Origin of the sequence: Ochrobactrum sp. BTU1 (assembly GCA_018798825.1) — a bacterium.
Lineage (GTDB): Bacteria > Pseudomonadota > Alphaproteobacteria > Rhizobiales > Rhizobiaceae > Brucella.
The window spans coordinates 1581293-1605556 of record CP076354.1 but is presented as its reverse complement, the minus strand read 5'-3'; the positions used below and the strand labels follow the sequence as shown (position 1 = coordinate 1605556).

The following is a 24264-nucleotide window of genomic DNA, read 5'->3' as shown; positions in this document are numbered from 1 at the left end:
GACTTTTTATTGATGTGCCTGTAGCAATGATGCTGCAAAGAAATTTGTTCAGGATCGACGGTATGCGCTTCCGCCATTTTTTATTTCATACCTATTTTCTATTACGCCGCCCGATGACCCTCGGGGTCAGGGCAATTGTACTTGATGAGCAGAAAAATTCAGTTTTTCTGGTGAAGCACACTTACGTACCCGGCTGGCAATTGCCGGGCGGTGGCGTGGATAGTGGCGAGACATTCGGACAGGCTCTTGAAAAGGAACTGCGTGAGGAAGGTAATATTTTCCTCACCGGACGGCCCGAGCTTTTCGCGCTTTACAAAAATGCTCACGCCTCGAAGCGGGATCATGTGGCACTTTATGTCTGTCGGGCGTTTGAGCAGACAGAGCCGAAACAGCGAGACAGGGAAATAGCGGAAGCCGGTTTCTTTCCGCTCGATAACCTGCCTGAAGGAACGACGCCTTCAACCAAGCGCCGCCTGCAGGAAGCGCTTCACGATCTTGATCCGCTACCAAACTGGTAAAAGGAAAGGGCGCTTCCGCGCCCTCATATTCAGATATTAGAAGCGGTAGATGATACCCGTACCGATCAGCCAAGGGTTAAGCTTGGCCTTACCGCTAACCTGTGTGCCGCCAGCCAGAGTCGCATCGAACTTGGGTTCGAGGAACAGCTTCTTCACATCGAAGTTGATACCCCAATGTTCATCGATCATGTAGTCGAAGCCGACCTGAAGCGCGCCGCCAAACGTGTTCTTGACCTTGAGATAGTCAACGCCGGCTGCATCCTGATTGTAGAAGATGGTATAGTTCACGCCCGCACCGACATAAGGCTTGAAAGCGCCGAAATTGGTGAAGTGGTACTGCATGGTGAGCGTTGGAGGCAGCATCCATACCTTGCCGACCTTGCCCAGACCTTCAATCGAACCAGTGCCATTGATATTGGCATAGGTGGTGCCGAGGATGAGTTCAGCGGCCAGATTGTCGGTGAAGTAGTAGGTGATGTCGAGTTCTGGCGTGATCGACTTCGAGTAATCAAGACCAGAACCATCGACGCCGTTCACATAGCCTTTATTCTCGGCAATAACGCCAAGCGCGCGCACGCGGATCTGCCATGGCGACAAAGCCTGTGGCACGGCAACGATCTCGGTCGCTGGCTGCGCAACAATCGCATCAGCAGCAAAAGCTGCAGGTGCTGCGAATGTCAGTGCTGTTGCTGCGAGAAGCCCTTTGGCAAAGCGGTTCATCAGTCTCTCCTAAAAGTCTTGGTCTAACAGTCCTGATCCCGGTAGTCTGGGGTAGTGATGCGCGCACTCTGGACCGCACAGCAAAGCGCCCCATTGATCAGGATCAAAGAGGCGCCCAAGATTTTAGAAAGTAAGGATGTTCTGATGGGACTGTTGCAGGAAAAGCTCAGTTGCTGAGACGGTCCCGGTCATGTGGTGCTGAGAAGTCGATTTCCGGTCCAAGCGGAACAATGCCTGTTGGGTTGATCGTCTTGTGGCTGCAATAATAATGGCCCTTGATGTGTTCCATATTGACGGTCGAAGCAACGCCCGGCACCTGATAAAGCTCTTTCGTGTAATTCCAAAGGTTCGGATAGTCGGCGATGCGCCGCAGGTTGCATTTAAAATGCCCGACATAGACCGGATCAAAGCGCAACAGCGTGGTGAACAGCCGCCAATCGGCTTCTGTCAGGCTGGAGCCTGCCAGATAGCGGCTCTTTGAAAGTTTTTCCTCCAGCGTATCGAGCGCTGCGAAGACCTGTCCGAAGGCTTCTTCATAGGCTTCCTGTGAGGTCGCAAAGCCAGCCCGGTAAACCCCATTATTGATGTTTGGATAGACAAACTCGTTGAGTGCGTCGATCTCGCCGCGCAGGGCCTCCGGATAAAGATCAAGCGACGCATCGCCGAACGCATCGAAAGCCGAATTGAGCATTCTGATAATCTCAGATGACTCATTTGAAACAATCGTCTCGCGCTGCTTGTCCCAGAGAACCGGTACGGTCACGCGACCGGAATAGGTTGGATCGGCGCGGGTATAAATCTCATGCAGGCGTTTAGAGCCGTAGAGAGCGTCACCCGAGCTGCCGGTTGTGCCGTAGAAGGTCCAGCCTTCTTCGACCATGAGATAATCGACAACCGAGACGGAAATTACATCTTCAAGCTTCTTCAATGCACAGAATATCAGCGTGCGGTGTGCCCATGGGCAGGCGTAGGAGACATAGAGGTGATAGCGGCCGTGCTCGGCCTTGAAGCCGCCTTCGCCAGTTGGGCCTGCGCTTCCATCTGCTGTAACCCAGTTTCTGAACTGCGATTTCGAGCGCTCGAAACGGCCTTTGGTGGCTTTCGTGTCATACCAGACATCCTGCCATTTGCCGTCAACCAGAAGTCCCATGTGATTTCTCCTTTTGATAAGGAAAATAGCCGCAAAACTGCCGTTTGACAGCCTATTAAGGCGTGAACAGTGCGTAACGGTGCCAAAAAGCTAAATTTGAACCGCCGTTTTGAAAGATTTTGTTTTACCTGTGATCATTTTGGTGATACGCAGCTTCCAAATTGCGGTTGGATAATTCCGACCAATCAGGAGAGCCGTGTAATGGAAATGCTTTTCATCCTCCGACGATGAAATCTGGACTGCGTAAAATGCGCGGTATGCATTCCATTGACCATCGAACGGTCACCGACATCTCCTATTGCGATCAAAGCCCCATGCAGCAGCTTGAACTGACATACGCGCAGGCAAACCCGGCGCACGACATCGAAATCGAAGCCATCAATGCCGAGGCTTTCGGTCCTGCCCGTTTTACCAAGGCAGCGCATTTCATTCGTGAAGGTGGCCCTCACGATCTGAACCTGTCCTTCGTCGCACTGATGGGGGGCATCGTTGTCGGATCAGTCCGGCAGACGCCTGTTATGGTTGGCAAGAAACCGGCTCTGCTGCTCGGACCGCTCGCTGTAAGGCCGGAATGGAAGAAGCGCGGCATCGGTGGCACCTTGATGCGGATGTCGATCGAGGCGGCTCAGAATGCCGGTCACAAGCTGATCGTTCTGGTAGGTGACGAGCCTTATTATGCGCCTTTTGGCTTCAAGATGGTGCAGCCGGGTTCGATGATTATGCCAGCGCCAGTTGATCCGCGCCGGATGCTCGCCTGTGAGCTTGCGCCAAATGCGCTGAACGGCGCAACCGGCATAGTGCGTCACGCAAGCAGAGTTTAAAAGTTAAAAAGAGGGGAAAGCGTGTTGCATTTATCTTATTGAAGCAACACGCTTTTATCTCATTTTTAACGCGCATCTTATTCCGAAAACCGGTTCCCACTTTTCGGGATGCGCTCTACCGCCCTTCGCGATACCACATGCCGCCGAAGACAAAGAGCAGGGCGGCGAGCGCAAACAATCCAGAGAACAACGGCAGACGGTTGACGCTTTTCAGTTGTGTATCCGTCGTTTCACGCAGGCCGATCCAGTCATTGCCTGCGGCTGTACGATTGGCTGCAACGGCGGTGATTGCTGGCACCTGAACTGAACTATTAGCACTTTCATGAACACGGTGAACTGAGCCACCCGTTGCATCGGCCAGTGGCTTCAGGCGATCAGCTGTCGAAATGCTGTCTGCAAATTCCGGCGCATCGACAGGGCCGACATGCGCAAGTGTTTCCAGATCGCCATTCTTCACACGGAAAATGCCGATTTCATCGGTTTGCAGCGAACCCTCGAACAGGCCAGGTTTTCCCTGTGCGAGATTAACCTGCAATTGCTTGCCGGATGGTGATGTGACGGTGGCAATGCCCGGATTGTCGCCCATCGACTGACGCCGAATTGAAAGGGTGCGGCCGTTGCCGCTTGCAGTCAGTGCTTCTTCTTCCAGTTCCGGTTCCTGCATCAGCCAGTGTGCGATGCGGCGATAAAGCGAGGCGTATGGGCCTCCACCTTCAAAGCCACGCGCCCAAAGCCAGCCCTGATCAGAAAGGAACATGCCAACGCGACCTTTGCCAACGCGATTGAGTACCAGCAGCGGCTTGTTGTCGGCACCGCTCATCACGGTTTCACCTTGCGGCTGACCGATATCGATGGTGCGGAACCAGCGGCTCCAATGCGGCGGCTCCTGTTCGGCTCCATCAAGCCCGCGCGTGACTGGGTGGCGTTTGCCAAGGTTGGTCAGTCGCGGATAGAAAGCCTTCTCGGTGATTGTGCCGGTCGGCATGGCTGGCAGCGCGCTATAAAGCGGCGTGCGGGCAATCGACATATCGCCTGCATACTCCGGACCAGCTGCAATCAACAGTGCGCCGCCATTCTCCACATATTGAGCGATATAATCGTAATAGAGGAGCGGCAGCACATCGCGGTGCTGATAGCGATCAAGAATGATAAGGTCGAACTCGTTGACCTTGTCGACAAAGAGTTCGCGCGTCGGAAAGGCAATCAGTGACAGCTCGTTGATCGGCGTTCCGTCCTGTTTTTCAGGCGGACGCAGAATCGTGAAATGGACGAGATCCACAGCGGCGTCGGATTTCAGAAGATTGCGCCATGTGCGCTCGCCGTTATGGGGCTCGCCGGAAACCAGAAGCACACGCAGGTTTTCGCGAATGCCGTCAATGGTTGCGACTGCGCGGTTATTGGCATCCGTTACTTCGCCCGGAAGTGTAGGCGTTGTTATCTCGACGATATTCACGCCAGCGCGAGGCAGGTTGATGCTGGTCGTTGTTTCCTGTCCAACCTGCGCTTCTTCTTCGCTGACGACTTCGCCATTAACACTGATCTGAACCTGTGCGGGATTTCCGAGGCTTTTGCCTTCGTCCATCACCGTAAAGGACATTTCCAGCGGCTTGCCGCTGATGCCATAGCGCGGCGCCTTGTTGAATTTGATCCGGCGGTCGAATTCGTCGGGCTTTCCGGTGATAAGACCATGCACCGGTGCATCGAAGCCAAGTGCATTCTCATTGGCCGGAATATCATGGACCTGACCATCGGTGATCATGATCGCGCCAGCTACACGCGATGGCGGTACGTCGAGAAGCGTGCGTGCAAGCGGACCAAACAGGCGCGTTGCATAGCCGTCTTCATTGTCATCAGGCTTGCCAGCTTCAACCACGCGCGTTTCAAACTGCGGCATTGCTGACAACTGATCCTGAACGGCTTTCAGTGCGGCATCCGTATCGCTGCTGCGTTCGCCCAGCTCCTGGCTCTGGCTGCGATCAACAACGACAGCTACGACACTCTTTAACGGTTCACGCTCTTCATTGATGATGACCGGATTGAACAGGGCCAGTGCGAGAGCGGCTGCGGCAGCCAGACGGATAAGACCGCCACGCATACGAAGCGCAATAGTCGCCAAAACGAGAAGCGCCAATGGCACGAGAATACCAGTGAGCCACGGCAGAGAGAGGAACGGTTCGAATTCAACATTCATGCCGATCTCCTTTCCGCATATGTTTTACCGGAAAGCCGGTTTTCACTTTTCCGAAACATGCTTTAATTCCCCAGCCGTTCAAGCAGGGCCGGGACGTGGACCTGATCGGATTTGTAATTGCCGGTGAGCATATACATCACGATATTGACACCGCCACGGATGGCATAGATGCGCTGCATTGGATCGTTCGGAACGGTTGGCAACAGAGGATTGCCCTGTTCATCGACTGCCCATGCGCCCGCAAAATCATTTGCGGTGATCATGATTGGTGTCACACCATCGCCGGTGCGAACGGGGCGATCCTGTGTGGCATTGTTGGGTGTCGTTGCTTCGACCCACAGCGGGCTTCCCTCATATCGACCCGGAAAATCTGGCATGATGAAGAAGGACTTGGTCAGGACATGATCGTCCGGAACAGGTTCCAGAGGTGGCACGTTCATGTTGTCGAGGATCGCCCTTAGCCGCTGATTTGCAGGCGACGCGGATGCATCAAGGCTTGCGCCCGCCTGAAGCTGGTCACGGGTATCGAAAAGAACTGTTCCGCCCTGCTGCATATAGGCATCGACCTTGGCGATGGCCTCAGCGCTTGGCATGGCTGAATTTGGATCAATCGGCCAGTAAATCAACGGATAGAAAGCCAGTTCATCCTTGGCAGGATCAACGCCAATCGGATCGCCCGGCTCAAGCGCGGTTTTGTCGTTGAGAGCGAAGGTAAGGCCACGCAGACCTGCCTTGCTGATATCGTCGGTCTCGGCATTGCCGGTGATGATATAGGCAAGGTGGGTTTGCGAAACCGAGTTGATGATCGCTTCATCGCCGGGTTTGCTGTCGTCGTGTGTTTGTTGTGGCTCTTGGGCTCGCGCATGATTGACGGTTGCAGGCGCAAAACTGAATGCCAGTCCACCTGCCAGTAGCAGGGCGATGCTTGCAGCCTTGGCCCGTGTCTTCATGCGACGACGGAAGGCACCGCGCAGCCAGAGCATCAACAATGTATCGAGTGCCAAAAGCATAGCTGCGAAGCCAAGAAATGGTCCTGCGAGCGAGATCGACTCATCCGACGTGTAGGATGCTTCGGTGACGCCCGTGGAAAATGCTGGTTGCTCGATTGGCTGCAATTTGATGTTGCTGCCATCAAAAATATTGAGTGCTTTCAAGCCATCCTCATTGCCGTAGAAACCGGGCGGCGTGTTGATGCTGACACTGGCCTGCTTGTTTTTCTCAACGATCAAAGGCTTGGCCTCCGATGTCGGCGGCACAAGCGCTCCAGAAGCAGAAAGAAGCTGGAACGGCGGCAGCGAAACTGCGTCCTGATTGTCCTGTCCGCCTGCGCGGTTGGACAATGAGACGATGCGGCGAAGCATGTCGACAAATGAGCCGGAAATAGGCAGCGTCGACCATGTTGCGTCAGGCGAAATATGGAACAACACGATATTGCCGCGTCCGCGTTTTTCGCCGGTTACAAGCGGAGTGCCGTCTTGAAGCACGGCATAGGTCTTGTCATTCAGATCAAAAGACGGTTCAGCCAGCACCTGTCGCGAGACATTCACATCGTCGGGAATAGTCAGTCCAGCAAATGGACCTTGCTGCGGAAAGGTACGGAGTTTCTGCGGCTCAGACCATGACAGCGTACCACCCAAAGCGCGTTCGCCTTTGCGCAGTTTAACCGGAAGCAGCGGATCGTTGTCATTTGCACCGGCAAGGCGTGGACCCGCAAAACGCACAAGCGTGCCGCCATCTTCCACCCATTTTGAAAGCTGTTCGATGACTGGCTGGGGCATCGTGCCGATGTCGGCCATGATGAGCAGGGAAGGCTTGCCATCGAGCAATTCCGGTACGGATTGCAGGAGGTCGGCGGAGCGTGGCTCAACCAGATTTGCGTAAGGGGAAAGGGCGCGCGAAATATAATGCAGCGGTGACAGCAGTGGCTGGGCGAGATCGCCATCACCACTTGCAAGAAGCCCAATGGTACGGCGCTCTGATCCCGCATCGATCAGATGGGTTGCGCCTGCCTGTTCAACACCATCAACGCGGATCAGGCGGAAATCATTGCGTAATTCCACCGGCAGATTAAAACGCGCTGAACCCTCGACGCTGCCGAGCGCAAAGGTAAGTGGTGCTTCGGCAATGCGGCGTCCCTTGTCGTCATAAGCTGCGGCAGTCAACGAACGCGGCGCCTGTACCCCTTCCGGACGGACTGCAATCGCATCCAGACTGTCGGCTTTGTTGTCGATGCCGGTAAGGGCAAAGGTGCGACCGAGGCTCGCCCTATACCAGAGGACCGAACCCAGATGGCCGGTCTTGTCGAGCGCGCCGAAGCTTTCGGTGTCGTTCTCGCTGGCAAGGCCGTCATTCAGGAAAGCGAGGCGAATTTTTACGCCTTCAGGCAAGGCTGAAGAGAGGCGTTCAGTGGCGGCTTTGCGGTTCACAGGAAGTGGGCGTGCCTGCAACGCCTGCAAACGTTCGGTTGCTCCAGTACGATCATAAGGTCCGATTGCAGCATTGGCTGGTTCTGCGGTGCCGATAATATAAATCTGCGTGTTGGTTTCATCTGTATCGGAAATGAGTTTTTCCGCAGCAGCCACACGTTGCGACCAGTCTTCAGCCGAGGCCCAGCCGTTATCGATCATGATTGCAAGCGGCTCATCGCCTGCAATCGCGGTGGCACGCGGGTTCCAGACAGGGGATGCCAGAGCCAGAATAACCAGTGCTGCGATCAGCAGGCGTAGCAGCGTCATCCACCAGGGGCTTTTTGACGGCACTTCCTCGCGTTTGAAAACTTGCGCCAGAATACGCAAAGGCGGGAAGCTCTCTTCCTGCGGGCGCGGTGGCGTCATACGCAGCAGCCACCAGATAACCGGCAAAGCGAGAAGGCCTGCGAGGATCAGCGGTGATCCAAAGGCGAGTGGCAGAAAATTCATGCGCGTGCTCCACTAAGAGAGGACGCGCTTAAAGAACTATGCAATCGAGATAGCGCTTCTGTCGCTGGTCGATCTGTACGATGCACCGTATAGCTCCAGCCAAGTCGTTTGCAGAAATCAGACAATGTTTCCCGACGCGCGATGTATAAGCGCCGGTAGTCCTCGGCATAGGTTTCTGCGCGACCGGCAACAAGGGTGCTGCCTGTTTCAGGGTCGCGAAACTCTGTACGTCCCGCATAGGGGAATGTTTCTTCTGCAGGATCTGCCACTTCAACAAGATGCGCGCGGACGCCGCGACGTGCGAGCTGATCGAGTAAATCGGTCAGTTCATCGAACGGATGCAGAAAGTCTGAAACAAGCACCACTTCGGAAAAGCGGCGGATCTGGTTGATGTCCGGCAGAGCGCTTTCAGATGCTTCATTCATCATTGAACCCATCAGGGCTCCAGCAAGGCGTTCGGCACCATTGCGGGCGGAGAAAGGTGGCAGCAGGGCCGGAAAGGCAATGCGTTCGCCTGATCTTGAGAGAAGCTCGGCCATAGCCAGCGTCAGGACCAATGCGCGTGCTTCCTTGGAGATCGGCGTCAGATTGGAGCGATAGAGCATGGATGGCGAGAAATCGCACCACAGCCAGACCGTATGGGCTGATTCCCATTCCCGGTCGCGAACATAGGTATGGTCGTCGCGGGCCGAACGCCGCCAGTCGATGCGTGCAAGTGCATCGCCTTCAACATAAGGGCGGAACTGCCAGAAGTTTTCTCCGGGGCCGCGTTTGCGCCGTCCGTGCCAGCCATTCATGACGGTGTTGACGACGCGCCGGGCCTCTACCAGCAGATCGGGAATGCTTGCAGCTCGCGCCCGAGCACGAGCGAGCGTATCCTTGCGGTCTGTAGCTGAAACCTGTGCGCCAACCGCCATCAGGCTGCTGCCTTCACCAGATTAGCAATGACATCACGGACATGCATACCATCGGCGCGCGCTGCGAAATTGAGCGCCATGCGGTGTTGAAGAACAGGCTCGGCCAGCGCTTTGACATCGTCAACGGATGGAGCAAGGCGGCCTTCGTAAAGTGCGCGCGCACGTGCGCAGAGCATCAGCGCCTGACTGGCACGCGGGCCCGGACCCCATGCAATATGCTTTTTCGCATGTTCATTATCAGCGTCAGGTCGTGCCGAACGAACCAGCTTGAGAATTGCATCCACCACACTTTCAGAAACAGGCATACGGCGCACCAGCGCCTGCATCTGACGCAGACGCTCGGCATCGAGAATTTCATAGGCCTTTGCTTCCGCAACGCCGGTGGTTTCCAGAAGGATACGACGTTCGGCGTCGAGTTCCGGGTAGAGAATATCGATCTGCATGAGGAAGCGGTCGAGCTGGGCTTCCGGCAGCGGATAGGTGCCTTCCTGTTCCAGCGGGTTTTGTGTTGCAAGCACATGGAAGGGGGCAGGCAGATCATAACGCTGACCGGCGACCGTGACGTGGTATTCCTGCATGGCCTGCAAAAGGGCTGACTGCGTGCGCGGCGAAGCACGGTTGATTTCGTCGGCCATCAGAAGCTGTGCGAAGATTGGGCCTTTGAGGTAACGGAAAGAACGGCGACCATCGGCATCTTGCTCCATCACTTCCGAACCGATGATGTCGGATGGCATCAGGTCGGGCGTGAACTGGATGCGCTGGCCCGAAAGGCCAAGCACGGTTCCCAATGTTTCGACCAGCTTGGTTTTTGCAAGGCCGGGTACGCCGACAAGCAGAGCATGACCGCCAGCCAGAACCGCTACGAGCGTGCGCTCAATAACGCTTTCCTGTCCGAAGATAACGGTGCCGATGCTTTCCTTGATCCGCGCAATATCTGCAAGTGCACGTTCAGCTTCGGCGACGATCTGATCGGGGTTGACGGCTTCGGGCGTAACAACAACACTCATAAGAACCTCGCAAAAATATCCGCACCTGCATGTGATCGGTTAAATCACTATATATACTGACAAGCCGTGAAACGGTGACTATTTCATGACTTTAGAGCATTTCCTGTTTTGATTGAGTCATTGGAAATGCTCTATCAATTTGTTTTTACGCGCATCTTGCTCCGAAAACCGCTTCGCACTTTTCGGGATGCGCTCTACGAGTTAAATTCACATTCAGACAGGGATAACCGAGTCGGATGACAAAAAGCACCCCTGAAGGCAATGAAACGCCGCAAAGCGCAAAGCCGGGCACTGAAGGAATGGGCGGACTGGAGGCCCTGATTGCACGCGCTCATGCGGACGCGCAAAGCGGACCGGCTACGAAAGAACGTGGAATTCCGCCGGTAGAGCGCTGGAATCCGGAGTTTTGTGGCGCGCTTGATATCGACATCAAGGCCGATGGAACATGGTTTTACATGGGCACGCCTATCGGGCGTAAACAGCTGGTGCGCTTGTTTTCAACCGTGTTGCGCAAGGATGAAGACGGTAAAACCTATCTCGTAACGCCGGTGGAGAAGATTGAAATCAGTGTCGAAGACGCGCATTTCATAGCCGTTGAAATGCAGGTTTCAGGTGAAGGTGACGATCGGAAATTGACCTTCCGCACCAATGTTGGCGATGTGGTTGACGCCGACGCCGAGCATCCATTGCGCTTTGTCGTTGAGGATGAAAGCGGTGGGTTGAAGCCCTATATCAACGTGCGTGGACGGCTTGAGGCGCTGGTTGGGCGTTCAGTTATGTATGATCTTGTGGCATTGGGCGAAGAAATCGAAGTGAATGGCGTTGTGATGTTTGCAATACGCTCTGGCGGCACAGTTTTCCCTATCATGCCAGCGGAAGCTCTTGAGGCTTCGCTGAAATGATGGACCGTGCATTGCATCTAAACACCCGATTTTCGGCCGGTGATTTTGCTGAGCGTGTTCGCCACTGGCAGCCTGATCAAGATGATCTGACCGGCGATCATTCGCTTAATCCGGATTTCACACAAGCCATGGTGACGGCGAAGATGCGCGATGCCGCCGTGCTCGTGCCGGTGGTTGATCGCGGTTCGGAAGCAACCCTTTTGCTGACGCGTCGCACGGACACTTTGCGTAAACATTCGGGTCAGATCGCTTTCCCGGGCGGTGCAATCGACCCGGAGGATGGGACGGCGGAAAATGCCGCTTTGCGCGAAGCCAATGAAGAGATTGGCCTTGTGTCGGAACGCGCCGAAATTCTCGGCAGTCTGCCGCGTTATCTCACCGGCAGCGGCTTTTCGATTACGCCGGTTCTGGCGGTCGTCAACACACCTTTCGATGTTCATCCGAACCCTGATGAGGTTGCGGATATTTTTGAAGTGCCGTTGTCCTTCCTAATGAACCCGGACAATCACCGGCGCGAAAGCAGGCTGTTCAATGGCACGGAACGCTTTTATTACGCGATGCCTTATCACGAGCGATTCATCTGGGGCGTGACCGCAGGCATTATTCGCGGACTTTATGAAAGGCTCTACCGTTGAGCGATACAGTGAATATTTCAGATCGGGCCAACTGGCTTCGCTCCAAGCCGTTGCAGGTGCTGTTTGCAGCGCTCAACCGCGATGGTGGCGAGGTGCGCGTGGTGGGTGGTGCAGTTCGCAATACCCTGCTTGGCACGAAAGTCAGCGATGTCGATCTGGCGACCACGCATTTGCCGGAAGAAACGGTTCGGCTTGCCAAGGAAGCTGGCTTCAAGCCGGTGCCGACCGGGATTGAGCATGGCACGATAACCGTTGTGGTGCAGGGGCAGCCTTTTGAAGTCACGACTTTGCGTAAGGATATTGAGACCAACGGTCGCCACGCCAAAGTTGCGTTTGGCACCGACTGGAAGACGGATGCTGAGCGGCGTGATTTCACAATCAATGCGCTTTATGCGACTTCTGACGGCCATGTGATCGATTATGTCGGCGGTCTCGCTGATATTGAAACTAAGACGCTGCGTTTTATTGGCGATGCTGAAGAACGTATCCGAGAGGATTATCTGCGCATTCTGCGCTTTTTCCGCTTCTTTGCCTGGTATGGCTCGGGTCGGCCCGAGACCGACGGATTGCGGGCGAGCGCTCGTTTGAAAGACGGGTTGAACCAGCTTTCAGCGGAGCGCGTCTGGTCGGAGCTCAAGAAGCTGCTATCCGCGCCTGACCCTTCTCGTGCGATGCTCTGGATGCGGCAATCGGGTGTGTTGAGCGCCATTCTGCCTGAAAGCGAGAAATGGGGCATTGATGCCATTCACGGCCTCGTTCGTGCAGAAGCTGATCTCGACTGGCAGGTAGATGCGCTTTTGCGTCTTGAAAGCATTGTGCCACCCGATGCTGCCCGTATGACAGAACTTGGCAAACGGCTGAAAATGTCGAACGCAGAGCGCGCTCGTCTTGAAGCATGGGCGCGGGCCGATGCCATCAAGTTGGAAACGTCTGAACAGGCATTGAAGAAGCTGATCTATCGCGGCAGTTCGCAGGCAGTCGCGGACCGTATCCGTCTTGCCTATGCGTCTGCGCGACAGGAAGCGGCTGCCAGTGATGAAGCGATGATCCGCGCTGGCGGATATTCACGTCTTCTGGATGCGGTTGAGAAATATGAACCGCTGGTCTTTCCAGTGACCGGCGGAGACCTGCTGTCGCTTGGTGTCGAGAAGGGGCCGGGGCTTGGTGAAGCATTGCGTGATCTCGAAACTCTATGGATTGACTCCGGATTTAGTCTTGACCGCGAAGCGCTTCTGGACAAACTTGATCGCAATAAAATGAACGGCTGATGGCTTGCAAAATTCAGCCATAGTTTCATTAACTTATGATCGAATGTTTTTAGTTTTGTTTTGAAAGCGTCTTGGCATGTCCAATCCTGATACATCAACTTCGCAGAATGCCAGCTCAGATCCCAAGCAGAATTTTGGCACCAGCGGTATCGCGCCGATGGAGCGTCCGGGTGCTGTAACGCGCTTCTTTATGGGGATTGTTGCCTGGGCAGAGAGCCTTAATCTGAAATATGCGAAGCTCGGCAATCCGCCTGTTTATGACAATGCCACGTTCCCATGGGCAGCAGAGGTTGAGAAGGCCTATCCGGCTATTCGCAAGGAACTTGAAAAGGTTCTGCTGCGTCAGAGTGAGCTTCCTTCGTTTCAGGATATTTCGTCCGACGTGAAGACGATCTCGACAGATAATCATTGGAAGACATTCTTCCTGCTGGGCTTTGGTGTGAAGTCGGAGCAGAACATTAAAGCCTGTCCCAACACATGGAATGCGGTGCAGCATATTCCGGGTCTGACGACTGCCATGTTCTCGATCTTCGAGCCGGGCAAGCATCTGCCACCGCATCGCGGTCCTTATAATGGCGTGCTGCGTCTGCATATGGGCATGATCGTGCCGGAACCGGCCGATAAGCTTGCGATCCGCGTGGATAAGCAGGTTTGCCATTGGCAGGAAGGCAAGGTTCTGATTTTCGACGATGCTTATGAGCATGAAGCCTGGAACCACACCGAGCATACGCGCGTAGTGCTGTTCGTTGATTTTGTGAAGCCGCTGAGATTCCCTGCCCGTTTTGTGAACTGGGCACTGATGAATCTCGCGATCTTCACGCCCTTCATTAAGGAAGGGCTGGATAACCACAATGAGTGGGAAAAGAAGTTCTATGCGCAAGCTGAACAGCTTCGCAACCAGCCAAAAGCCTGAGGATTTGACTTCAAGCCTCGCCGCTTTTAAATAATCTTCTGGAGGGCTTTTCAGCCCTCCAGTTGTTTGTGCCCCAAATGAGTGGGCCGCATACTTTTCGAGTGTGCTCCAGAAGGAATTGTTGATGCCGGAGATTGTAGGAAGCCTCTGATCGTTCCGAACGATTGCTGCGCCTTGAGTAGAGCGCAGATGTTCAGGGACGGAAATGGCATTGGCCGTGGACAGGTATTGGCTGTCCGCGTGCGCTGATGCTTGTCATGGTTTCCATCCAGGCATAACAACAATGAATATCTCACGTATTGAACAGCGCGTGCTTCACGTGCTGGCGCAGGGCGGCTACATTCGCCATCTGCGCGAAGACGGACGCATCTGCGAAATCGAATGCTATACGCGTGAAGGCTATCTGCTTTCCGATTGCACGATGGTTGTTTTCCAGCAATTGCGACGAAAACGGCTGATCGAATCGCGTGCGGGAAGTGCGTATCGCATCTCGCTCAAAGGACGCACCAACGTCCGAGCACAAGCCAACAATCGATGAGGAGTGCATGATGCATATCCGCAAGGAACAACCGAAGGATATTTCCTCAATCCGGCATTTGACGAGTGAAGCCTTTCGTACGGTGCCCTATAGCAACCAGAAAGAGGCGGCAATTGTCGACGCTCTTCGTTCGGCATCGGCGCTGACCTTATCGCTGGTTGCCGAAGAGGGAGAGGCTCTTGTCGGGCATGTGGCATTCTCGCCGGTTCTCATCAATGGTGTTGATTGTGGCTGGTACGGGCTTGGCCCCGTCTCAGTGCGGCCGGACAGGCAGGGTGAGGGCATTGGCAGTGCGCTCATCCGGCAAGGTCTAACGTGCTTGCATGAAGTGGGTGCCAGAGGTTGTGTGCTGCTCGGTGACCCGGGCTATTATCAACGGTTTGGTTTTAAAGCCGATGAAAGGCTAACACTTGACGGTGTTCCGGCTGAGTATTTCCAATGCCTTGTGATTGAAGGCGAAATGCCGAAAGGCAAAGTGACCTATCACTCAGCATTTGATGCATAAAGAAAGGGCGGGAAACTCCCGCCCTTTTGTTTGGTTCATACTATCTGTTACGGCCACTTCACCACGGGTGGCATCGACGACAGAATGGAATTCACGTTACCGCCGGTCTTGAGACCAAAGATCGTTCCACGATCATAAAGCAGGTTGAATTCGACATAGCGTCCGCGACGGATCAGCTGTTCCTCGCGCTGTTCTGGTGTCCAGTCCTTGTTGAAGTTCTGGCGCACGAGATGCGGGTAGACCACTGAGAAACCACGACCGACATCGCGGGTAAAAGCGAAATCCTTATCCCAGCCGCCCTGTTCTTCGGTTGAATGCAGCCAGTCATAGAAGATGCCACCGATGCCGCGGGCTTCATTGCGGTGTGGCAGGTAGAAATATTCGTCGCACCATTCTTTCAGACGCTGATAATCGACAATGTCCTTATGCTTTTCACAGATGAAGCGGAACGCCTTGTGGAAGGCGAGGGTGTCCGGATCTTCCTGTGTGCGGCGGTCATCGAGAACGGGCGTAAGGTCGGCACCACCACCGAACCATTGGCGTGTGGTCACGACCATGCGGGTGTTCATATGGACGGCTGGCACATTCGGGTTCTGCGGATGCGCGATCAGTGAAATGCCGCTTGCCCAATAGCGTGGGTCTTCCTCGGCGCCCGGTATCTGCTTGCGGAACTCAGGAGAAAATTCGCCATAGACGGTCGAGACATGCACGCCGACTTTTTCAAAGACACGGCCATGCATGATGGACATGACACCGCCACCACCTTTGCCTTCATCCTTCTGCCATGGGGTGCGAACAAAGCGTCCTGGCTCCTGATCGGAAAGCTGGCCCTGCAAATCGTCTTCGAGCTGTTCGAAGCTCGCGCAGATACGGTCGCGCAGTTCTTCAAACCAGTTCTGGGCGGCTTGCTTTTTCTCTTCGATATCTTGCGGGATGATTGCCGGAATTTCGTCGCGCTGCATTTTGGATATCCTCTCACGCAATGTACCGAGCGACCGAAAGGCCGCAAAAATTCAAAAGTCTATCTTCTTGACTTAGCAAAGTCCTGCAATCTGGCAAAGCGCGAAGAGTGTGCGGCTTGCGGGTGCGAATTCCTCTCCCCAAGAAAAGACTCGTCATGAAGTCGTTGCTTCCCTATCTTAAGCTTCCAAGGGATTGGAAGTTTCGAGTTTTCCCTTGTTTCGGGAGGCAATTGCATGACCGCATCTTCGCCCCGCCCACCACTTGAAGGCTTGCGCAAGCAGCTAGAAAAAGGTCGTGCCAAGAAGAGCCGTATGCCACGCGACGGGTTTGTCCGCGAGACATTCACCCTACCGCGACAGGCCGCACGCGATAAAGCGCGGGAATGGTTTGAGGCTTTCCCCAAAGCTGCCTATTGGACTGAAATCGAAAGCTGGTGTGAACGGCCTGATGATGTCATCGAATTTACGATGCGTCGCCTGCCGACATCGGATTAGAGATCTGAGTCAACGAGACGCTTTAAGCCATTGAAACCAGATTCAAATCAGGCATTTGTGAAAACGCCCTCCGGTTTTGCCGAAGGGCGCTTTCATTTCTGAGTCGTTATAGCGTTACAGCGTTATTTCGCTTCCGTCTGAGGGGCCTGCTCCCACGACTTCCAATCCTTGATGATGCTGTCAGCATATGCCTTGCCAACGCGATAGGCATTGGTCGTTGCCAGCGGGAAACCGCCCGACTTCGCAGCAAGGGATTCTGCCGCCGTCTGGTCTTTGCCCTGACGGTCGAAGTTGGAAGACGTACGCAGCAGCGCAATACGGTCATAATCGAGCTTGCCTGCATCGGCTGCGCGCTTGAGCGAGGTCAGCGTTGCATTGTCTTCCATCTGTGAGGTGCAGTAGTTCGCTTTGCCATCGGTCAGGAGCTTTGCCCACTGTTCCATGGCTTCGCCGAGCTTGGTGCCGTGCCAGTATGTGTCACCCGATGCGGTATCGCAGATTGTGACCTGAGGCGCGCTGGTGGCTGCTTCTTCCGTGTAATGCTTGCGATATTCCTTGGCATCGTCGCTGTCGAGAAGTTCAACGCCCTTGGTTGTTTTGAGCGCGTAATCGGCAAGCTTGCCATTGAGTTCGAAGACTTCCGTGCCTGCAGCCCATTTCGGCTTTTCGCCCGGCTTTGCTGCGCCGAGACCGAAGAAATCAGTCGCCCAGCCTTCAGGTGCTTCGCGGATATCAATGCGATGGTTGAGGTTGGCGTCGACTGCGTATTTTGCCCAATGCGCAGAACCGAGTGTGCCATGTTTTGGATCAACGCCTGCGATACCGGCGATGAGGAAATAGGTGTGGCTCAGATCAAGCTTGTCGCTCAGCGCCATTGCCGAGACCGCACTGGCTGCATTGGCAAAACCCATGGCCGTGGTCATGTGGCAGAGGCCTTCAGCCGTACAATCGATCTCAGGATATTCAGGGCTCAAGCCCGGCAGCTTCAGCTTCTGCGTGAACGTTTCACCTTCCAGCCAAGGCTTTGCTTCCTCACCGAACATGGTGATGACCATGACCTTTGGCGAAATGGTTTCAGCAGTCTGTGCAAATGCAGGAGCGGCAACTGCGGTTGCCAGAAGAGAGGCCGTAAGAACAGAAGTGCGGAACGATGGCTTCATCGGAGAAGAACCTTTTCTGACTGAATATTAAATCTGCTTCGGGAACTGATTCCGTTTGTCCGTCTACACGGTTGAAACGGAATCGCTTTTTAAATTTTGCTGGCGCAGAGCTTCGCCTGCCGTGATCGCAACAGAAACCGCAAGATTGAGGGATCTGGCACCCGGCACCATGGGGATAATCAGTCGCGCATCCGCGATGTCCTGAATGCTGTCAGGGACGCCTGCGGACTCACGCCCGAACAACAGGATGTCATTTTCCTGAAACGCGTATTCCGTATAGGGGATTGCGGCCTTGGTCGACAGCAACACGAGGCGCTTGCCTGCCTGGCTGCGCCAATCGTTGAAATGCTCCCAGTCCGCATGGCGGGTGAGGGCGGCCTGTTCGAGATAATCCATGCCTGCGCGTTTCAATGATCTGTCGGAAACGTCGAAGCCTGCAGGCTCGATCAGGTCCACCGCGAAGCCGAGGCAGGCGGCCATGCGCAGAATGGTTCCCGTGTTGCCGGGAATGTCGGGCTGGTAAAGGGCGATACGCAGATCCATATAAGGCGGGTAGCTCACAAATCCGACGGCTGCAAGTGTTCAGATTGGTTGTGTCGCACACGTCAACACATCAATTCGCGGGATGGTGCCTGCAAGAATACAATCATTCTCGCATCACGAAAATATTCCCTTTTTGTTCCTGTTCCGACTTGGAAATTTTGCAAGGTGCCCGTAAAAGGATCGCCATGTTCAAATGGTTTGAAAAACGACTCGAAGCTTATCCCGAAGAACCGCCGCGCGAGCCTCCGCGCGGGCTGGTAGCCTTTTGCCTTTATTACACCCGTGGCGCATGGCCATGGATTATCGGCATGGCAATTTTCACGACACTGATCGCTATTATCGAAGTGTCGCTTTTTGCCTTCATGGGCAATATCGTCGACTGGCTTTCGCACCAGTCGCGTGAGACATTCCTGAGCAATGAAGGCTGGCGGCTTGCGCTGATCGCGGGCGTCGTTCTGGTCGGTTTGCCGGGCGTGGTTCTCATCCACTCGCTGCTTATTCACCAGACGTTGCTCGGCAACTATCCGATGCGTGTGCGCTGGCTGATGCATCGCTATTTGATCCGTCAGTCCATGTCGTTCTTTCAGGACGAGTTTGCCGGACGTATCTCAACCAAGCTGATGCAGACTGCTCTCGCTGTGCGTGAAACGGTGATGAAGCTGCTCGACGTGCTGAACTACGTCATCGTCTATTTTGCCGGTACGCTGTTTATCGCGGCCTCGGCGGATATTGTTCTGATGATCCCGTTTGCGGTCTGGCTGATCGTCTACATCATCCTGTTGCGTTTCTTCATTCCGCGTCTCAGGGTGATTTCCGAACAGCAGGCTGATGCGCGTTCGTCCATGACCGGACGTATCGTCGATAGCTATACCAACATCGCGACCGTGAAGCTGTTCTCGCATTCAAGCCGTGAAGAGTCTTATGTGAAAGAAAGCCTCGATGGCTTCCTCGTCACGGTGCATCGACAGATGCGTCTGATAACGATGTTCCACTTCACGCTTTATATGGCGAACTGCATCCTGCTGTTTGCTGTGGGTGTGATCGGCATCAAGCTCTGGATGAATGAAGCCATTTCCGTGGGTGCTGTTGCTGTCGGCATCGGCCTTGTGCTGCGCCTTAATGGCATGTCGCAGTGGATCATGTGGGAAATGTCTGCATTGTTCGAAAATATCGGCACGGTGGAAGACGGCATCACGACGATTTCGCGCGCACATGAAGTGGTGGATACGCCAAATGCGCCTGTGCTGAAAGTGAGCAAGGGTGCGCTGGATTTCGACAAGATCGGCTTCCACTACGGCAAGGGCAAAGGTGTTATCGAAGGCCTGTCGCTCGACATTCAGGCCGGGCAGAAGATCGGTCTCGTTGGACGTTCCGGTGCGGGTAAATCCACGCTCGTCAATCTGCTGCTGCGTTTCTACGATCTTGAGAAAGGCCGCATCCTGATTGATGGGCAGGATATTTCCAAGGTCACGCAGGATTCGCTTCGCGCAAGCATCGGCATGGTTACGCAGGACACGTCTTTGCTGCATCGCTCGGTGCGCGAGAACATCATGTATGGCCGTCCGGATGCGACAGAAGAAATGGTCGAACGGGCAATCCGTCTCGCTCAAGCTGACCAGTTCATTCCTCTGTTGACTGATGCCAAGGGCCGACGTGGACTGGATGCTCATGTTGGTGAGCGGGGTGTGAAGCTTTCCGGTGGCCAGCGCCAGCGTATCGCGATTGCGCGCGTGATGCTGAAAGATGCGCCGATCCTCATTCTGGATGAGGCAACCTCTGCACTCGACTCGGAAGTGGAGGCAGCCATTCAGGACAGTCTCAACACACTGATGGAAGGCAAGACCGTTATTGCGATTGCCCATCGCCTTTCGACTATCGCCGCCCTTGATCGCCTCGTTGTGATGGACAAGGGACAGATTGTCGAAGATGGCACGCATGAGGAACTTGTTGCGCTCGGCGGCATTTATGCCGGACTATGGGCACGTCAGTCGGGCGGGTTCCTTGGTTTTGACGAGCAGACCGAAGCGGAAATGGCAAAGTAAGGAATACGCAATTGATGAAAGCGGTTTATAGCCTGTTCGAGCGTTGGGTTAATCCCTTCCGCGAACCGGACAAGCTTAGACCGCCTTCAACAACATTGGCCTTCCTCTGGCATTTTGCGCGACAGGCTAAATGGCCGCTTGCAGCCTCGCTGGCTGTTGGCGGTCTTCTGCCTCTTGTGGAGGCGGGGCTGTTTTATTTTACGGGCAGGCTTGTCGATATTCTCGATCAGGCAGGCAAGGGCGGTGTCGAGCGTAGCTGGTCGGCACTGTTTCAGGCGGCGGGTCCGGAACTTCTGTTCATGGGGATCACGGTTCTTGTGATCCGTTTTGTCGTCACGGCCATAAACACCCTTCTTGAGGGACAGACACTTTCGCCCGGTTTCTACAACATGATCCGCTGGCAGGCGAATTCCTATGTCCAGCGGCAATCCTATGCATTTTTTCAGAATGATTTTGCCGGGCGCATTGCCACCAAGGTCTGGCAGGCGGGGCAGGCGGCAGGTGATCTGATTGAAAGTCTCATTCAGGTCGTCTGGTTCATGGCGATCTATAGCGTGACGACGCTGTTTCTGGTGGGTCGCCTCGACTGGCGGCTGGCTGCTGCGGTGATCGCATGGATCGTGGCTTTCGGCCTGATTGCCCGGCACTATTTGCCTCGCATTCGAAAGAATGCTGAAGCCTCCGCCGAAGCGGGCTCCCTGATCAACGGCCGTATCGTTGATAGCTATTCCAATATCCAAACCATCAAGCTCAACACCGTCGATGACGATGAGCGCTATATGCGCGACGGTTTTATGCGCTATCTCGGGGCAATCCTGCCGTTTATGCGCTCACTGACCGGCGTGCGTCTTGCCATGACCGCCTTGTCAGGTCTGATGATTGTGACTGTGGCAGCAATTACCATCGACCTGTGGACCAAAGATGCCATCACGGTTGGGCAGGTGTCGTTCACGCTCGGTCTGGTGTTGCGCCTTAATATGCTGCTTGGCCGTCTGATGATGCAGCTGAATGGTATGCTGCGTCAGCTGGGGCTGATCGAAAATTCGATGAAGCTTGTTTCCGAACCATTGGGCTTGGAAGACAAGCGCGGTGCAAAACCGTTGCAGATTACCGAAGCGCGCATCGATATTCAGAATGTCACGTTTCATTATGGTAAGGCAGCAGGTGTTCTTGACGGTATCAACTTTTCCATCAGGGGTGGCGAGCGGGTCGGGCTTGTTGGCCATTCAGGGGCGGGCAAGTCGACGCTCATCAATCTGATCCTGCGTCTTTACGATGTTGAGAAGGGCGCGATCCTTGTCGATGGTCAGGATATTCGCGATGTGACGCAATCCTCTCTGCGACGCGCCTTTGCGGTCGTCAGTCAGGAAACAGCGCTGCTGCACCGCTCGCTGCGCGACAACATTATGCTCGCGCGTGATGATGCCACGGATGAAGAGCTTGCTCAGGCTGCACGACAGGCCGAAGCAGACGAGTTCATCGCGAAGCTGGAAGACTTCAATGGACGGAAATCCTTCGATGCTTTTGTCGGTGAGCGTGGCGTCAAGCTTTCGGGCGGTCAGCGTCAGCGTATCGCGATTGCGCGTGCGATCCTGAAAGACGCACCGATCCTCATTCTGGATGAAGCAACCTCGGCACTCGACTCAGAGGTTGAAGCCTCGATCCAGGAGAATCTTCGTCAGCTCATGGAAGGCAAGACCGTTATCGCAATTGCACATCGGCTTTCGACTATTGCAGCTCTTGATCGCCTCATCGTCATGGATAAGGGCCGGATTGTAGAAGAAGGCACCCATGAGGAATTGATTGCGCAAGGCGGAATCTATGCGGGCCTCTGGGCCCGTCAGTCGGGCGGTTTTCTCGGTATAAACAGCTAATTTCAGGCATTTTCAGACGACACTCACCAAGCCGCTCAAAGTAAGATTTGAGCGACTTGGTTTGTTTTGTCGCTTTTAAAACATCCCAATAAATCAGCCTGCGACATGGTGCCGTCCTATGGGGTTGGCGTCTGGACAAGGCATTTCAACCTGCCTAAACCTGAATGTTGAGATGGAGGGAATTTCGTTCTGCAAGCAATTGTAGAACTGCTTTTTGCGTGAACGCGAAAGGCTGGACTGCTTTTGCCTAAGCGCAAGGGAACGAGGGGAGATTTCAATTGGATATCCAGGTTAAAAAGGAATTGGCACGTGAGCGCACACGACACGGCTGAGCCGACACGGCGTGATTTTTTGTATATTGCGACGGGAATGGCGGGTGTCGTCGGTGTCGGCGGACTGGCATGGCCGTTTATCGACCAGATGCGCCCCGACGCTTCGACGCTTGCTGCAGCGTCTATTGAGGTTGATGTTTCTTCTCTCGCAGAAGGCGCATCGCTCACCGTCAAATGGCGCGGTAAGCCAGTTTTCATCCGTAACCGTACGGCCAAGGAAATAGAAGACGCAAAGACAACAGCGCTTGGCGATCTTAAAGATCCGAATGCCCGTAACGCCAATCTTGCTTCGGACGCACAGGCGACCGACGTTGCGCGTTCTGCGGGCGAGGGTAAAGAAAACTGGATCATCATGATCGGTGTTTGTACCCACCTTGGTTGCGTGCCTCTGGGTGAGTCTGGTTCGTTCGGCGGCTGGTTCTGCCCGTGCCATGGCTCGACCTATGACACTGCGGGTCGTATCCGCAGCGGTCCGGCACCGGAAAACATGCACATTCCGGAATACGCATTTGCTTCCGATACGGTCATCAGGATCGGCTAAGACAGATCTTGGGGAGAGAAAACATGAGTGGTAATCACTCCACATATACGCCCTCGACCGGCATCGAAAAATGGGTCGACGAACGGCTTCCTTTGCCGCGCCTGGTCTATGATTCCTTTGTTGCCTATCCGACGCCGCGTAACCTGAACTATATGTACACCTTTGGTGGCATTCTCAGCTTCATGCTTATTGCGCAGCTCATCACCGGTATCGTGCTGGCGATGCATTATGCTGCGGATACGGGCATTGCATTCAACTCCGTTGAAAAGATTATGCGTGACGTCAACTCCGGTTGGCTGCTGCGTTACATGCACGCAAACGGTGCATCATTCTTCTTTATCGCCGTTTATCTTCATATTGCTCGTGGTCTTTATTACGGCTCCTACAAGGCACCGCGCGAGCTGCTGTGGATCCTCGGCGTGGTGATCTTCCTTCTCATGATGGCAACCGCCTTCATGGGTTACGTTCTGCCTTGGGGACAAATGTCTTTCTGGGGCGCGACGGTTATCACGGGCTTCTTTACGGCCTTTCCGATAATAGGCGAGCCGATCCAGCAATTGCTGCTCGGTGGCTTTGCCGTTGATAATCCAACGCTCAACCGCTTCTTCTCGCTGCATTACCTGCTGCCGTTCATGATTGTGGGCGTTGTTATCCTGCACGTATGGGCTTTGCACGTAACCGGGCAGACCAATCCGACAGGGATTGAAGTGAAGTCGAAGACAGACACGCTGCCGTTCACGCCTTATGCAACCATCAAGGATGCTTTCGGCGCGCTCGTGTTCTTCATTTTCTTCGCTTACTTCGTCTTCTACATGCCAAACTTCCTGGGCCATCCGGATAACTACATTCCGGCTGACTCGCTGAAGACGCCAGCTCACATTGTTCCTGAATGGTACTTCCTGCCGTTCTACGCGATGCTGCGTGCGATCACCTTCAATATCGGCCCGATCGACTCAAAGCTTGGCGGCGTTCTGACCATGTTCGGTTCGATCGCGATCCTCTTTGTCGTGCCTTGGCTCGATACATCGAAGGTCCGTTCGGCAGTTTACCGCCCGTTGTTCAAGTTGTTCTTCTGGCTGTTTGTCATCAATGCCATCTTCCTTGGCTGGTTGGGTTCGCGTCCGGCTGAAGGCGTCTACACGCTGATGGCCCAGTTTGGCACGCTCTACTACTTCGCATTCTTCATCGTCATCATGCCCGTTCTTGGCTTGATCGAAACGCCGAAGCGTCTGCCGAACTCGATTACCGAGGCCGTGCTGGAAAAGAATGAAGGCAAGGCCGAGATCGCCCCAGTGGAAATCAAGGGCTGAAG

At 54.6% G+C, this 24264-nt stretch carries 22 protein-coding genes; 13 read left to right on the top strand and 9 right to left on the bottom strand.

The features are described 5' to 3' along the window. Nucleotides 1–62 precede the first annotated feature (62 nt). On the top strand, nucleotides 63–518 hold the full coding sequence (locus tag KMS41_07775) for an NUDIX domain-containing protein (protein QWK77008.1): 456 nt from the start codon (nucleotides 63–65) through the stop codon (nucleotides 516–518). 36 nt (nucleotides 519–554) lie between these two features. Here KMS41_07775 and KMS41_07770 read toward each other — a convergent pair whose 3' ends face one another. Both KMS41_07770 and KMS41_07765 read right to left on the bottom strand, forming a co-directional pair. Then, nucleotides 555–1238, bottom strand: a complete 684-nt coding sequence (locus KMS41_07770; protein QWK77007.1) for an OmpW family protein — start codon at nucleotides 1236–1238, stop codon at nucleotides 555–557. A gap of 166 nt (nucleotides 1239–1404) precedes the next feature. Then, entirely contained in the window at nucleotides 1405–2388 is a 984-nt protein-coding gene (locus KMS41_07765; protein ID QWK77006.1) for a glutathione S-transferase family protein, read from the bottom strand. A 314-nt stretch (nucleotides 2389–2702) separates the two neighbouring features. On the opposite strand from KMS41_07765, the gene KMS41_07760 reads away from it, so the two are divergent. After that, nucleotides 2703–3209: an N-acetyltransferase gene (locus KMS41_07760; GenBank protein QWK78811.1), complete on the top strand. Its 507-nt coding sequence runs from the start codon at nucleotides 2703–2705 to the stop codon at nucleotides 3207–3209. A 115-nt stretch (nucleotides 3210–3324) separates the two neighbouring features. Here the strand turns inward: KMS41_07760 and KMS41_07755 are convergent, their stop codons facing one another. The 4 genes from KMS41_07755 to KMS41_07740 all read right to left on the bottom strand — a co-directional run bounded on the left by KMS41_07755 (nucleotide 3325) and on the right by KMS41_07740 (nucleotide 10242). Further along, nucleotides 3325–5400, bottom strand: a complete 2076-nt coding sequence (locus tag KMS41_07755; GenBank protein ID QWK77005.1) for a hypothetical protein — start codon at nucleotides 5398–5400, stop codon at nucleotides 3325–3327. Nucleotides 5401–5462: 62 nt separating this feature from the next. Next, nucleotides 5463–8318 (bottom strand): DUF4159 domain-containing protein, encoded by a 2856-nt coding sequence (locus KMS41_07750; protein QWK77004.1) that lies wholly within the window; start codon nucleotides 8316–8318, stop codon nucleotides 5463–5465. Next, nucleotides 8315–9235, bottom strand: coding sequence for a DUF58 domain-containing protein (locus tag KMS41_07745; protein QWK77003.1), 921 nt, complete (start codon nucleotides 9233–9235; stop codon nucleotides 8315–8317). The genes KMS41_07750 and KMS41_07745 overlap by 4 nt, the downstream gene beginning before the upstream one ends. After that, nucleotides 9235–10242 carry a MoxR family ATPase gene (locus KMS41_07740; GenBank protein QWK77002.1) on the bottom strand — a complete coding sequence of 336 codons (1008 nt, stop codon included), beginning with the start codon at nucleotides 10240–10242 and terminating at the stop codon, nucleotides 9235–9237. Before KMS41_07740 ends, KMS41_07745 begins: the two co-directional genes overlap by 1 nt. A 236-nt stretch (nucleotides 10243–10478) precedes the next feature. Between KMS41_07740 and KMS41_07735 the strand changes: the two genes are divergently transcribed. The 6 genes from KMS41_07735 (at nucleotide 10479) to KMS41_07710 (ending at nucleotide 15003) form a co-directional block, all read left to right on the top strand. Beyond that, on the top strand, nucleotides 10479–11144 hold the full coding sequence (locus KMS41_07735; GenBank protein ID QWK77001.1) for a DUF1285 domain-containing protein: 666 nt from the start codon (nucleotides 10479–10481) through the stop codon (nucleotides 11142–11144). Further along, nucleotides 11144–11779, top strand: coding sequence for a CoA pyrophosphatase (locus KMS41_07730; GenBank protein ID QWK78810.1), 636 nt, complete (start codon nucleotides 11144–11146; stop codon nucleotides 11777–11779). The genes KMS41_07735 and KMS41_07730 overlap by 1 nt, the downstream gene beginning before the upstream one ends. Continuing rightward, nucleotides 11776–13047: a CCA tRNA nucleotidyltransferase gene (locus tag KMS41_07725; protein QWK77000.1), complete on the top strand. Its 1272-nt coding sequence runs from the start codon at nucleotides 11776–11778 to the stop codon at nucleotides 13045–13047. The genes KMS41_07730 and KMS41_07725 overlap by 4 nt, the downstream gene beginning before the upstream one ends. A gap of 76 nt (nucleotides 13048–13123) precedes the next feature. Then, nucleotides 13124–13960, top strand: coding sequence for an aspartyl/asparaginyl beta-hydroxylase domain-containing protein (locus KMS41_07720; protein QWK76999.1), 837 nt, complete (start codon nucleotides 13124–13126; stop codon nucleotides 13958–13960). Between the two features lie 283 nt (nucleotides 13961–14243). Further along, complete coding sequence (locus KMS41_07715; protein ID QWK76998.1) at nucleotides 14244–14498, top strand: YjhX family toxin; 255 nt, start codon at nucleotides 14244–14246, stop codon at nucleotides 14496–14498. 10 nt (nucleotides 14499–14508) lie between these two features. Then, nucleotides 14509–15003, top strand: a complete 495-nt coding sequence (locus tag KMS41_07710) for an N-acetyltransferase (GenBank protein ID QWK78809.1) — start codon at nucleotides 14509–14511, stop codon at nucleotides 15001–15003. Between the two features lie 47 nt (nucleotides 15004–15050). Here the strand turns inward: KMS41_07710 and hemF are convergent, their stop codons facing one another. Continuing rightward, nucleotides 15051–15965, bottom strand: a complete 915-nt coding sequence (gene hemF, locus KMS41_07705; GenBank protein ID QWK76997.1) for an oxygen-dependent coproporphyrinogen oxidase — start codon at nucleotides 15963–15965, stop codon at nucleotides 15051–15053. A 234-nt stretch (nucleotides 15966–16199) separates the two neighbouring features. Here hemF and KMS41_07700 point away from each other — a divergent pair, with 234 nt between their 5' ends. Next, complete coding sequence (locus tag KMS41_07700) at nucleotides 16200–16460, top strand: hypothetical protein (GenBank protein ID QWK76996.1); 261 nt, start codon at nucleotides 16200–16202, stop codon at nucleotides 16458–16460. Nucleotides 16461–16582: 122 nt separating this feature from the next. Here the strand turns inward: KMS41_07700 and KMS41_07695 are convergent, their stop codons facing one another. Beyond that, the gene (locus tag KMS41_07695) at nucleotides 16583–17620 is read right to left on the bottom strand and encodes a purine nucleoside permease (protein QWK76995.1); all 1038 of its coding nucleotides are present in this window, start codon (nucleotides 17618–17620) and stop codon (nucleotides 16583–16585) included. 63 nt (nucleotides 17621–17683) lie between these two features. Then, entirely contained in the window at nucleotides 17684–18163 is a 480-nt protein-coding gene (locus tag KMS41_07690) for a tRNA (cytidine(34)-2'-O)-methyltransferase (GenBank protein QWK76994.1), read from the bottom strand. A 185-nt stretch (nucleotides 18164–18348) separates the two neighbouring features. Between KMS41_07690 and KMS41_07685 the strand changes: the two genes are divergently transcribed. The 4 genes from KMS41_07685 to KMS41_07670 all read left to right on the top strand — a co-directional run bounded on the left by KMS41_07685 (nucleotide 18349) and on the right by KMS41_07670 (nucleotide 24262). After that, on the top strand, nucleotides 18349–20205 hold the full coding sequence (locus KMS41_07685; protein ID QWK76993.1) for an ABC transporter ATP-binding protein/permease: 1857 nt from the start codon (nucleotides 18349–18351) through the stop codon (nucleotides 20203–20205). 14 nt (nucleotides 20206–20219) lie between these two features. Then, on the top strand, nucleotides 20220–22079 hold the full coding sequence (locus KMS41_07680) for an ABC transporter ATP-binding protein/permease (protein ID QWK76992.1): 1860 nt from the start codon (nucleotides 20220–20222) through the stop codon (nucleotides 22077–22079). A gap of 309 nt (nucleotides 22080–22388) precedes the next feature. Then, the gene (gene petA / locus KMS41_07675) at nucleotides 22389–22952 is read left to right on the top strand and encodes a ubiquinol-cytochrome c reductase iron-sulfur subunit (GenBank protein QWK76991.1); all 564 of its coding nucleotides are present in this window, start codon (nucleotides 22389–22391) and stop codon (nucleotides 22950–22952) included. Nucleotides 22953–22975: 23 nt separating this feature from the next. Beyond that, a complete protein-coding gene (locus tag KMS41_07670; protein QWK76990.1) occupies nucleotides 22976–24262 on the top strand; it encodes a cytochrome b N-terminal domain-containing protein in 1287 nt (428 codons plus the stop codon). The last annotated feature ends 2 nt before the right edge of the window (nucleotides 24263–24264 follow it).